This window comes from Streptomyces sp. NPDC087263 (genome assembly GCF_044744645.1).
GTDB lineage: Bacteria > Actinomycetota > Actinomycetes > Streptomycetales > Streptomycetaceae > Streptomyces.
Map to the genome: position 1 here is coordinate 336,266 of NZ_JBIUYT010000007.1, position 11,830 is coordinate 348,095.

Sequence of the window (11,830 nt, forward strand, 5' to 3'; positions counted from 1 at the left end):
GTCTCACAGGCCCAGACCCCGCGCCTCCGGCATGATCCGCCGGCCAGTCCCCTGGGGCCTGATCCGTGGGCCGGGCCTCGACAGCCTGATCCGTGGCCCGGGCCCCTGCCTGCCGGCCGGCCGCCTCACTTGAAGCCGGTGGCCATGTACTGGCCGACGTTCTCCTTGTCGACGACGGCCGAGTAGAGGGTCAGTGAGGCGGGGATCTCGAACTCGGAGAGGCCGCCGATGCCCTTGCTCTGGCCGAGCGCGCGGGCGAGGTCGATGGCGGAGGCGGCCATGGTCGGCGGGTAGAGGACGGTGGCCTTGAGGACGCCGTCGTCCGCCTCGATGGCCTGCATGGCGGAGAGCGCACCGGCGCCGCCGACCATCAGGAAGTCGTCCCGGCCGGCCTGCTCGATGGCGCGCAGGGCGCCGACTCCCTGGTCGTCGTCGTGGTTCCACAGCGCGTCGAAGTCCGACTGGGCCTGTAGGAGTTGGGCCATCTTCGCCTGCCCCGACTCGACGGTGAACTCGGCGGCCTGCCGGGCGACCTTCTTGATGTTCGGGTAGTTCTTCAGGGCCGCGTCGAAGCCCTGGGTGCGCTGCTGGGTGAGCTCCAGGTTGTCGAGCCCGGCGAGTTCGATGACCTTGGCGCCCTGCTTGTCCTTGAGCTTCTCGCCGATGTAGTTGCCGGCGTTGAGGCCCATGCCGTAATTGTCGCCGCCTATCCAACAGCGGTACGCCTGTGGGGAGTTGAAGATCCGGTCGAGGTTGACGACCGGGATCCCCGCACGCATGGCCTGTAGACCCACCTGGGTGAGCGCCTTGCCGTCGGCGGGCAGGATGACCAGGACGTCGACCTTCTTGTTGATGAGGGTCTGGATCTGGCCGATCTGCGCCGCGGTGTCGTTGGAGCCCTCGGTGATCTCCAGCGTCACGTCCGAGTACTTCTTGGCGCGGTTCTTGGCGTTGTCGTTGATCGCGTTGAGCCAGCCGTGGTCGGCCTGTGGCCCGGCGAAACCGATCGTCACCTCTTTGCCGGGGGTGTCGGAGGCGGCCGGCTGGTCGTTCGCCGCGGGGTCGTCGCCGGACTCGTTGCTGGTGCACCCGGCGAGCAGGACACCGGCCCCGACGGCGGCGGTCCCGAAGAGCAGTCCCCTGCGGCTCGTGAGCTCTGGCATGGCGGTGGACCCTTCCCTCAAGTCGTGCTTGCGGTACGGCGCTGGACGAGCACGGCGGCCACGATGATCGCGCCCTTGGCGATCTGCTGGACGTCGCTCTGCAGGTTGTTGAGCGCGAAGATGTTGGTGATCGTGGTGAAGATCAGGACGCCCAGCACCGAGCCGACGATGGTGCCGCGGCCCCCGCTGAGCAGCGTGCCGCCGATGATCGCGGCCGCGATGGCGTCGAGTTCGTAGAGGTTTCCGTTGGTGTTCTGGCCCGAGCCGGACAGGATGATCAGCAGGAAAGCGGCGATGCCGCAGCACAGTCCGGAGAGCAGATACAGGTACAGCCGCTGCCGTCGTACGTCGATGCCCGCGAGCCGGGCCGCCTCCGCGTTGCCGCCGACCGCGACCGTGCGGCGGCCGAAGGTGGTGCGGTTGAGCAGCAGCCAGCCGATGATCGTGACGACGGCGAAAACCATGACGAGCGGCGGTATGCCGAGCACGTACGAGTCGCGCTCGCCGAGCTTCAGGATGCTGTCGATGCTGACGATCTGGGTCTTTCCGTCGGTGATCTGGAGTGCCAGTCCGCGGGCCGAGGCGAGCATCGCCAGCGTCGCGATGAACGGCACCATCGCGCCGTAGGCGATGAGGAGTCCGTTGACCAGACCGCAGCCGACGCCGACGAGCACGGCCGTGAAGAGGACGCCCGCGAAGCCGAAGTCCTGGGTGGCGACCGTCGTCGCCCACACCGAGGAGAGGGCGACGATCGCGCCGACCGACAGGTCGATGCCGCCCGAGGTGATGACGAAGGTCATGCCGACGGTGACGACGCCGATCACCGAGGCCTGGGTGAGGACGAGTTGGAGGTTGCGGGTGTCGAGGAACTCGTCGGGTTTGGTGATGCCGCCGATGATGATCAGGGCGGCAAGGACCCCGAGGAGGGAGAGCGTACGGACGTCGGCGCGGGCCGCGACCGTCCGCCACGGGCTGGTCCGGTCCACCGGCGAGACCTTGCGGGTGTCACCGGGCCTGGGAGGTGACGCTGGCTGCGTCATGACGTTGACGTTCCTTCCATGACGAGGTCGAGGACGCGGTGTTCGTCGAGCTCCCGGGCCGGGGCCGTGTGGACGACCCTCCCCTCACGCAGGACGAGCACCCGGTCGGCGAGGCCGAGCACTTCGGGTACTTCGCTGGAGACCAGCAGAACGGCGAGGCCCTCGTCGGCCAGCCGCCGGATGACGGCGTAGAGCTCGGCGCGGGCACCGACGTCAACGCCTCGGGTCGGCTCGTCGAGCAGCAACACCCGGCAACCGCGCAGCAGCCAGCGCGCGAGGACCGCCTTCTGCTGGTTGCCGCCGGACAGCGTCCGGATCGGGACGGACGGGTTGTCGGGGCGCAGGGACAGCTCGCGGGTCGCCGCCCGTGCCGCGCCGCGTTCGGCGCCGCGGTCGATCCAACCGCCGCGTGAGAAGCGGGACATGGACGACACCGACACGTTGCGGGTGACGGACTCCAGCATCAGCAGGGCCTGCGCCTTGCGTTCCTCGGGCGCGAGCCCTAGCCCGGCGCGTACGGCGGCGCGCACACTGCCGGGTCGCAACACCCGCCCGTCGACGATGACGTGACCTTGCGTCGCCTTGCGCGCCCCGTAGATCGTCTCCAGGATCTCGGAGCGTCCGGAGCCCACGAGCCCGGCCAGTCCGACGATCTCGCCGGGGCGCAGGTCGAGGTCGAGGGGTTCGAACTCCCCCGCACGGGCGAGGCCTTGGACTCGGAGCAGGGGTTCCCCTGGCGGCCGGGTCGTGGGCCGGTCCGGGAAGACGTACTCGACATTGCGCCCCGTCATCAGCGCCACCACCTCGCGCGTCGGCGTGGACTTCGCGGGCAGCCCGCCCGCCACCGCACGCCCGTCCTTCAGTACGGTCACGCGGTCGCCGATGCGGCGGATCTCCTCCAGACGGTGCGAGATGTAGACGACGGCGACGCCGTCCGCGGTGAGGTCCCCGACGATGCGGAAGAGGTTGTCGACCTCGTCGGGGTCGAGGGCCGCGGACGGCTCGTCCATGACGATGAGCCGTACGTCGTGGGAGAGCGCCCGCGCCATGGAGACGATCTGCTGCTGGGCGGCCGACAGCTCACCCACGAGCCGTGCCGGATCGATCTCGGAGTGCCCAAGTCGCTTGAGGAGAGCGGCGGTCGACTCCTTCGCCGCCTTTCCCCGTACGACGAAACCGGCGGCCGTGGGTTCATGTCCGAGGTGCACGTTCTCGGCCACCGACAGGCCCTCCACCAGGTCGAGTTCCTGGTAGATGGTGGCGATGCCCAGGCGCATGGCGGCGATCGGAGACCGCAGGGTCACGTGGTCGCCGCGCCAGCTGATGGTGCCGTCGTCGGGCTGGTGGGCGCCGGCCAGGACCTTGATCAGCGTGGATTTTCCGGCGCCGTTCTGGCCGAGCAGACAGTGCACCTCGCCGGCCTGGACGTCGAGGTCGACGCCGTCGAGGGCCCGGACTCCGGGGAACGATTTGGTGATGCCGGACATGGTGAGCAGCGGTGGTTCTGGTGCCATGACGGTTCCCCTTGGCAGGCGTGCGGGCCGGTTGCAGGGCGGTGCGCGTGCGGAGCAGGCGGCGGGTTTCGGGCAGAGCAGAGCAGGGCGCTGTACGGGTGAGGTGACTCGCGGCCGAACGGGCCGCGGCCTTACGCGGGTGAGAACAGGTGGTCGCTGATGAGCCGGGCTCCGCCGATGACTCCGGCGGTGGGGCCCAACTCTCCCAGCACGATGGGGAGGTTGCCGGTCGCCAGGGGCAGCGACTGGCGGTAGACCTGGGTACGGATCGCGGCGAGCAGGGTGTGGCCGAGACCCGTCACCCCACCGCCGATCACCACCAGGCCCGGATTGAAGAAGCTGACAAGGCCGGCGATGACCTGGCCGGTACGGTTGCCGCCCTCGCGGATCAGGTCGAGCGCGGTGGCGTCACCCGCGGCGGCCGCGGCGGCGACATCGATCGCGCTCAGGCTGCCGTTCGCCTCAAGACGGGTCGCGAGGTCCGTCGAAAGTCCCTGCTGGGCGGCGTCCGTGGCATCGCGGGCGAGCGCGGCGCCGCTGAAGTGGGCTTCCAGGCAGCCCCGGTTGCCGCAGGCGCACGGGCGGCCGTCGGGCACGGCCTGGATATGCCCGATGTCGCCCGCGCTTCCTGTCGTACCGCGGTAGACCTCGCCGCCGACGACGATGCCGCAACCGATACCGGTACCGATCTTGACGCAGAGGAAGTCGCCCACGGAGCGTGCGACGCCCGCGTGCTGCTCTCCCATGGCCATCAGGTTCACGTCGTTGTCGACCATGACCGGGCAGCCGAGATCCTGGCTGAGCGCCTCCCGGACCGGGAATCCGTCCCAGCCGGGCATGATCGGCGGGGCGACGGGGATGCCCTCGGGGAACCGGACGGGTCCCGGTACGCCGATTCCGGCGCCGTCGAACCCCTCCGCCAGCCCCGAGGCCCTCAACTTGGCCGCCATGGCGAGGACTTGTTCGAAGACCGCGACCGGACCCTCACGTACGTCCATGGGCTGGTTGATATGCCCGAGGACTTCCAGCTCGGCGTTGGTGACGGCCACGTCGATCGAGGTCGCGCCGATGTCGACGCCAAGGAAGCGCAGCGCTGGTGCGAGCCGGATGTTGTGGGAGCGACGGCCACCTCGGGAGGCGGCGAGTCCGTCGGCGACCACGAGCCCGGTCTCCAGGAGCCGGTCCACCTCGACGGCCAGCTTCGACCGCGAGAGGTCGACCTGATCACCCAGCTGGGCACGGGAGTTGGGGCCGCCGTCACGCAACAGCCGCAGCAGCCGCGCCTGGTGTGCGTTGGCGGGTCGTGCCGTCATACGTCTCACGAGCCCCTCCCGCCTCAACTGGCTTGCGTCCACCGGTTCCGGTCACTTCACCGGGCCTGCTTTCGAGTGGAACGTAGCAGCGGCTGCCTGAGGTGGGAAGAAGTCACGCAGAGATTGCCGTCAACTTTCTCCACTGACAGGACAAAGAAGCGTATGCGGGCACGCAAAACGGGCCACAGCCGAGGCTGTGACCCGCACTTCCGGCGTCCTGGACGCGGCCGGAGCTACTTTCCGGTGGCCTGGATGCGGACGGACCTACTTTCTGGTGCCCTGGACGCGGCCGGAGCTACTACTTCTCCCGCTCGTGGTACATCTTCCGGGTGTGCTCCGTGTGGGTGCGCATGACCGCCGTGGCGCGCTGCTCGTCACGGTCCGCTATCGCCGCTATCAGCTCACGGTGCTCGATCCAGGACTGGCGGCCGCGCTGCCGGGCGATCGGCGTGTAGTACCAGCGGACGCGCCGGTCGACCTGTGCGGCCAGCTCGGCGAGGACGGTGTTGCCCGCGAGTTCCATGACCGTCGCGTGGAGCCGGGCGTTCGTCGCGACCGCGGTGTCCACGTCGTCGGCGGCGACCGCGCGCTCACCCTCCGCGCACAGCGCTTCGAGGATGGTGATGGCCTCGGCACCGGCGTTGGCGGCGGCGAGCCGGGCGGCCTCGGCCTCCAGGAGCGTACGGACCGTCAGGAGCTGGTCCGCCTCCTCCTCCGTCGGCTCGTGCACGAACGCACCCTGGGCGGGCCGCAGATCGACCCATCCCTCGGTGCTGAGCCGCTGCAGTGCCTCGCGCACGGGCTGCCGGGACACCCCGAGGTGCCCGGCGAGTTCGCTCTCGACGAGGTGCTGGCCCGGCGCCAGGGCGCGGGTGGTGATGAGTTCGAGCAGCGCTTCGTAGACACGGTCGCGCAACGGGCCGGGCCGTTCGAGCTTGGGCACCGCTCCCTGCGGCAGTCCTGTCGACAACATCACGGTCCCCTCCTGGGCAGCGTTGTCGCTGCATTGCGAAAGGCAATTATGAATTGTCTTTCGCCTACAGTCTACGGCGCACAAAGGCCAGCAGGCACAGGAGTTGGGCCAGTCACACCATGATGACGGAGCTGTTCACGGGCAACGGACGACCTGTCCGGCGTACGACAGGTTCCCACCGAAGCCGAACAGCAGGACGGGGTCCCCCTTGGAGAACTCCCCGCGCTCCACGAGCTTGGAGAAGGCAAGCGGAATACTCGCCGCCGACGTGTTCCCCGATTCGACGACATCACGTGCGACGACGGCGTTGACCGCGCCGATCTTCTCGGCCAGCGGCTCGATGATGCGCAGGTTCGCCTGGTGCAGGACGAGCCCGGCGAGGTCCTCGGGGGCGAGTCCCGCGCGTTCGCAGGCCTTGCGGGCGATGGCCGGGAGCTGGGTCGTCGCCCAGCGGTAGACGCTCTGCCCCTCCTGCGCGAAGCGCGAGGGCGTCCCCTCGATGCGCACCGCGTTGCCCATCTCGGGTACCGAGCCCCACAGCACCGGGCCGATCCCCGGTTCGTCGGACGCCTCGACCACGGCGGCCCCCGCCCCGTCGCCGACGAGCACACAGGTCGTACGGTCGCTCCAGTCCGCCACGTCGGACATCTTGTCGGCGCCGATGACCAGTGCCCGGGTCGCGGCGCCCGCGCGTACGGTGTGGTCCGCGGTGGCCAGCGCGTGGGTGAAGCCCGCGCAGACGACGTTGATGTCCATCGCGGCCGGCGAGGGGATGCCTAGCCGGTTGGCGACGCGGGCGGCCATGTTCGGGGAGCGGTCGACGGCCGTGGAGGTGGCGACCAGGACCAGGTCGATGTCGCTCGGCGTCAGGCCCGCTGCGGCGAGCGCCTTGGCGGCGGCGTGCGCGGCCAGCTCGTCGACGGGCTCGTCGGGCCCGGCGATGTGCCGTGTGCGGATGCCCACCCGGCTTCTGATCCACTCGTCGCTGGTGTCGACCAGTTCCGCCAGGTCCTCATTGGTGAGTACCTTGGCGGGCTGGTAGTGACCGACGGCGGCGATCCGTGAGCCGTTCATGGGTGGGTCCCCCTCGTTGCCTTGGGTAGCGGGATCCTCCAGTCTGATCAGTGACCCATGGGTACGACGGCAAGTGATGCCACAGGATTGCGGCGCCGGCGTTGTCGGCTTCTGTCAGCCCTCCGGTCCGCCCGAACGGTCATCCCGTGAACAGCTGAGTCGCCTTCTGTACGAGTTCGTACACCCCGTAGACGAGCGGCGCACCCACCCAGAGCCAGGCAAAGGCGATCAGCGCACGCCGGTCGGGCGGGCTGTCGCTGGTCGCGTCAGGCGGACTGCTGCTGGACATCGGTGGCCTCCCCGGGTGCGGGAATGTGGTGCCGGACATGGACGGGTCGTACGAGTTCGTTGGCCACGAAGCCGACGGCGAGCAGGCCGATCATGATCAGGAACGACAGGCCGTAGAGCGAGGAGCCGGACTTGCCCGCCGCCTCCTGCCGGTCGGCGATCCAGTTCACGATCAGCGGACCGAGCACACCCGCCGTGGACCAGGCGGTGAGCAGCCGGCCGTGGATCGCGCCGACCTGGTAGGTGCCGAAGAGGTCCTTCAGATAGGCGGGGATGGTCGCGAAGCCGCCGCCGTAGAAGGAGAGGATCACCAGCGCGCAGAGGATGAAGAGCGGCTTGGACGAGTCGCCGAACCAGGCGATGGTCCCGTACATCAGCGCGCCCACGCCGAGATAGACGCGGTAGATGTTCTTGCGTCCGATCAGGTCGGAGGTCGAGGACCAGCCGATCCGGCCCGCCATGTTGGCCGCGGAGAGCAGCGCGACGAATCCGGCGGCGGCCGAGACGGACACCGGTGTGGAGGTGTCCGCGAAGAAGTCCGTGATCATCGGGGCGGCCTTCTCCAGGATGCCGATGCCCGCGGTCACGTTCATGCAGAGGATCACCCACAGGCACCAGAACTGCGGTGTGCGTACGGCGCTCCGGGCCGAGACCTGCACTCCGTCGAGAGAGCTGGGGCCGGCCGCGACGGGCTTCTCGGAGCGCGGCACGCGGACCAGCAGCACGCCGAGCGACATGAAGACGGCGTACGTCAGCCCGTGCACCAGGAAGGCGAGCGCGATTCCGGAGGAGTCGGAGCCGAAGGACTCCAGCATCTGCGCGGACCACGGCGAGGCGATCAGCGCACCGCCGCCGAAGCCCATGATCGCGATGCCGGTGGCCATGCCGGGCCTGTCCGGGAACCACTTGATCAGGGTCGAGACGGGCGAGATGTAGCCGATGCCGAGGCCGATACCACCGACGAATCCATAGCCGAACACGATCAGCCAGTACTGCTCGGTGGCGGCGCCGAGTGCGGCGATCAGGAAGCCGGAGGAGAAGCAGACGAGGGCGACGGTCATCGCCCAGCGCGGCCCGTTGCGCTCCACGAGCGTGCCGCCGAACGCGGCGGACAGGCCCAGCATGACGATGCCGAGCTGGAAGGGCAGCGCGCTCTGGGTACCACTGAGGCCGAGCGCGGATTCGAGCGGCGGTTTGAAGACGCTCCAGGCGTAGGCCTGGCCGATGGAAAGGTGGACGGACAGGGCCGCCGGCGGGACGAGCCAGCGGCTCCAGCCGGGGGGTGCGACAGGGGGACTCATGATCCCAAACGATAGGAAGCGGTTGCTCATTGGGGAAGCCGGGCGACAGAAACTCGCCGACGGTATGCGATGAGCGGTAACCCTGACGCGACGAACGGCGACCGGGGCCCGGCGAAAGGTTCACGCCACCGTGATCGCGCCATCGGTCCAAGTGCGCGCGAACTCCGGCCCGACACGGCTGAGGAGCCGCGCAAAAGCCGTGCAAAGGCAGCGTTGTCGGCCCCCCACGTGCCGTCCCAGCCCTTGCCGCCCATCATTCCATCCTGTAGACAATATTTCGTCGACAGAGTTCGGCAGTTCCTCGGTACCCTCGACCGAACGGAGCGCCACACAGTGAAAGTCGCAGTTCTGGGCGCCGGTGCGATCGGCGCCTACGTCGGCGCCGCGCTGCACCGCGCAGGCGCCGATGTGCACCTCGTCGCCCGTGGACCGCATCTCGCGGCCATGAGGCAGCACGGAGTCCGCGTGCTCAGCCCCCGCGGTGACTTCACCGCGCGTGCCCACGCCACCGACGACCCGGCCGACATCGGTCCGGTCGACTACGTCTTCCTGGGTCTCAAAGCCAACTCGTATGCGGCGTGCGGGCCGCTGATCGAGCCACTGCTGCACGACAAGACAGCGGTTATCGCCGCTCAGAACGGCATCCCCTGGTGGTACTTCCACCAGCACGGCGGGCCGCACGACGGCCACCGTGTCGAGAGTGTGGACCCCGACGGCGCGGTCAGTGCGGTGCTCGCGCCCGAACGGGCCATCGGATGCGTGGTATATGCCGCAACAGAGCTGGAAGGGCCGGGAGTTGTCCGCCACCTCGAGGGCACCCGGTTCTCCATCGGCGAGCCCGACCGGTCGACCTCCGAGCGCTGTCGGGCGTTCAGTGAGGCCATGCGGGAGGGCGGGCTCAAGTGCCCGGTCGAGCAGGACCTGCGCAACGACATCTGGCTCAAGCTGCTCGGCAACATCTCCTTCAACCCGATCAGCGCGCTGTCCCGGGCGACGATGCGGCAGATGTGCCTGCACGGCGGCACACGCAAGGTCATCGAGATCATGATGGCCGAGACACTCGCGGTCGCCGAGGCCCTCGGCTGCAAGGTGGGCATCTCCATCGAGCGGCGGCTGGCCGGTGCGGAGCGTGTCGGCGACCACCGCACCTCCACGCTCCAGGACCTGGAGCGCGGCAAACCGCTCGAACTCGACGTGCTGCTGGCGGCCGTCGTGGAGCTGGCGGAGATCACCGGGGTCCCGGTGCCGACACTCCGTACCGTCCACGCCATCTCGGATCTGCTCGCGCTGCGGACCGCCGCATGAGGAGACCCGAACCGCAGCTCCACACCAGGGCCGCACGTCCACCGGTCCTGGACGTCGGCAGCGACATCGCGCTGGCCCACGCGGTCGGCCGCGAGATCATCCACACGGACCTCGCCGACCGGGCCTTCATCGAGCGCGCGACGAGCGGTTTCGAGGAGTACAGACAGCTGGTCGAACCATGGACCGCCTCGCTGGCCGCGAAGGTGACGGGCGTACCGGTCTCCGCCGTACGGCAGTTGGCGCAGTCGTACGCCCGGCAGGACCGGGCGCCCGGCGGCGCCGAGCAGCACGACGGCTCGGAGCACGCACGGGCGCTGGCCAACCTGTCGCTGCTGACGGGGCACTCGGACGTGGGCGGCGGTCGCCGGACGGCCTTCGAGCTCGTCCGGCACGACCCGCCCGTCGACCTGACGGACGAGCGGTACCCGATCCGGCTCACCACCGGTCGCCGGCTCGGCAGCGCCGGGCGCGGCGGCGGTGGCGCGCCGCCACGGCACCGGAGCGGGTACGTCGAACTGTGCCCGGAGGACGCCGAGCGCTACGGCGTGGTCGTCGGCGAGCAGGTCCGGGTCTCCTCGCGGCAGGGCTCGGTGGTGGCACCGGTATGGGTCGACATCGAGCTGCGCCCCGGACTGGCCTTCATGGCGGCCACGCACGTACCCGACGAGGTGGACACCGGCCTGCTGGCGACCGGGGCGAACAGTCCCATCGCCGGCACGGCGGAATTCACGGCGTCGGCGATCCGGATCGAGCGGCTGCCGGCCGTGACCGGGCGGCCGGCGGACGAGGGGGTGGGGTGCGCCGCCCCCTGATCGCGCGGGTGCAGGACAATGGCTGGGTGAAGGTCACCCAGCCGTACGACGGTCCGGCGGCTCACGGCAACCTCCACGGCAAGGGCCGCTCAGGCCACCAGTACGTACAGAACCGGGGCTGATCAACATGGGACGAGTGACGGAACGACGCAAGGTGCTCCGTATCCGCGACGGGGTGGTCTCCACCCGGCCGGACACACTCGTCGCCGAGGAACCCCTGGAGATCCGGCTCAACGGCAAACCGCTCGCCATCACGATGCGCACCCCCGGTGACGACTTCGCGCTGGCGGCGGGCTTCCTCGTCAGCGAGGGGGTGCTGGGCCGGGCGGACGAGCTCACCAACATCGTGTACTGCGCCGGCGCCACGGTGGACGGCTCCAACACGTACAACATCGTCGACGTGCGGACGGCGCCGGGCCTGGTGATGCCCGACATCACGCTCGAACGCAATGTGTACACGACGTCCTCCTGCGGTCTGTGCGGCAAGGCGAGCCTGGACGCGGTCCGTACGACGGCCCGCTGGACGATCCACGACACTCCCCCGGTACGGCTGGAGCCCGAACTCCTCGCCCGCCTCCCCGACCGGCTGCGGGCGGCGCAGCAGGTCTTCGACCGGACCGGGGGTCTACACGCGGCGGCGCTCTTCACCGAGGAGGGCGAGCTCGTCGACGTACGGGAGGACGTGGGCCGGCACAACGCGGTCGACAAGCTGGTCGGCCGCGCCCTGCAGAACGGCACGCTGCCGCTGTCCCGGACCGTTCTGCTGGTCTCGGGGCGGGCCTCCTTCGAACTGGCGCAGAAGGCGGTGATGGCGGGCATTCCGGTGCTCGCGGCGGTCTCGGCCCCGTCGTCCCTCGCGGTCGACCTGGCCGCGGAGACGGGCCTGACGCTGGTCGGGTTCCTGCGTGGTTCCTCCATGAACGTGTACGCGGGCGAGCACCGCATCGCCCTGCAGGCCGCGGCCGCCCAGGGCTGACCGGCTCGCCCGCGTCACGGCGGCGGGGCCTCTACCGGCGGGGAGCGCCCCCTGCGCCGGAGAGGCCCCGC

Annotated in this window: 11 protein-coding genes and 1 pseudogene; 4 read left to right on the top strand and 8 right to left on the bottom strand. The window is 69.8% G+C overall.

The features are described from left to right. Positions 1-125 precede the first annotated feature (125 nt). The 8 genes from ACIPC1_RS24140 to ACIPC1_RS24175 all read right to left on the bottom strand — a co-directional run bounded on the left by ACIPC1_RS24140 (position 126) and on the right by ACIPC1_RS24175 (position 8,666). The gene (locus ACIPC1_RS24140) at positions 126-1,163 is read right to left on the bottom strand and encodes a substrate-binding domain-containing protein (protein ID WP_402520191.1); all 1,038 of its coding nucleotides are present in this window, start codon (positions 1,161-1,163) and stop codon (positions 126-128) included. Positions 1,164-1,180: 17 nt separating this feature from the next. Further along, a complete protein-coding gene (locus ACIPC1_RS24145) occupies positions 1,181-2,203 on the bottom strand; it encodes an ABC transporter permease (protein WP_402520193.1) in 1,023 nt (340 codons plus the stop codon). After that, complete coding sequence (locus tag ACIPC1_RS24150; protein WP_402520195.1) at positions 2,200-3,717, bottom strand: sugar ABC transporter ATP-binding protein; 1,518 nt, start codon at positions 3,715-3,717, stop codon at positions 2,200-2,202. The genes ACIPC1_RS24145 and ACIPC1_RS24150 overlap by 4 nt, the downstream gene beginning before the upstream one ends. Before the next feature lie 131 nt (positions 3,718-3,848). Beyond that, a complete protein-coding gene (locus ACIPC1_RS24155; RefSeq protein WP_384391948.1) occupies positions 3,849-5,030 on the bottom strand; it encodes an ROK family protein in 1,182 nt (393 codons plus the stop codon). A gap of 298 nt (positions 5,031-5,328) precedes the next feature. Further along, positions 5,329-6,003, bottom strand: a complete 675-nt coding sequence (locus ACIPC1_RS24160; protein WP_384391901.1) for a GntR family transcriptional regulator — start codon at positions 6,001-6,003, stop codon at positions 5,329-5,331. Positions 6,004-6,138: 135 nt separating this feature from the next. Then, positions 6,139-7,077, bottom strand: a complete 939-nt coding sequence (locus ACIPC1_RS24165; protein WP_402520197.1) for a beta-ketoacyl-ACP synthase III — start codon at positions 7,075-7,077, stop codon at positions 6,139-6,141. A gap of 139 nt (positions 7,078-7,216) precedes the next feature. Next, positions 7,217-7,366 carry a hypothetical protein gene (locus tag ACIPC1_RS24170; RefSeq protein ID WP_402520199.1) on the bottom strand — a complete coding sequence of 50 codons (150 nt, stop codon included), beginning with the start codon at positions 7,364-7,366 and terminating at the stop codon, positions 7,217-7,219. Further along, complete coding sequence (locus tag ACIPC1_RS24175) at positions 7,344-8,666, bottom strand: OFA family MFS transporter (protein ID WP_402520202.1); 1,323 nt, start codon at positions 8,664-8,666, stop codon at positions 7,344-7,346. Before ACIPC1_RS24175 ends, ACIPC1_RS24170 begins: the two co-directional genes overlap by 23 nt. Positions 8,667-8,999: 333 nt before the next feature. Between ACIPC1_RS24175 and ACIPC1_RS24180 the strand changes: the two genes are divergently transcribed. From ACIPC1_RS24180 to fdhD, 4 genes and pseudogenes are all read left to right on the top strand, one after another. Further along, positions 9,000-9,971, top strand: coding sequence for a 2-dehydropantoate 2-reductase (locus ACIPC1_RS24180; protein ID WP_402520204.1), 972 nt, complete (start codon positions 9,000-9,002; stop codon positions 9,969-9,971). Positions 9,972-10,018: 47 nt separating this feature from the next. Next, positions 10,019-10,783, top strand: a pseudogene (locus ACIPC1_RS24185) (molybdopterin dinucleotide binding domain-containing protein); the annotation flags it as partial. Continuing rightward, entirely contained in the window at positions 10,768-10,905 is a 138-nt protein-coding gene (locus tag ACIPC1_RS24190) for a hypothetical protein (RefSeq protein ID WP_402520206.1), read from the top strand. The pseudogene ACIPC1_RS24185 and the gene ACIPC1_RS24190, both read left to right, overlap by 16 nt. Positions 10,906-10,910: 5 nt before the next feature. Next, positions 10,911-11,759, top strand: coding sequence for a formate dehydrogenase accessory sulfurtransferase FdhD (gene fdhD, locus ACIPC1_RS24195; protein ID WP_402520208.1), 849 nt, complete (start codon positions 10,911-10,913; stop codon positions 11,757-11,759). Positions 11,760-11,830: the final 71 nt, after the last annotated feature.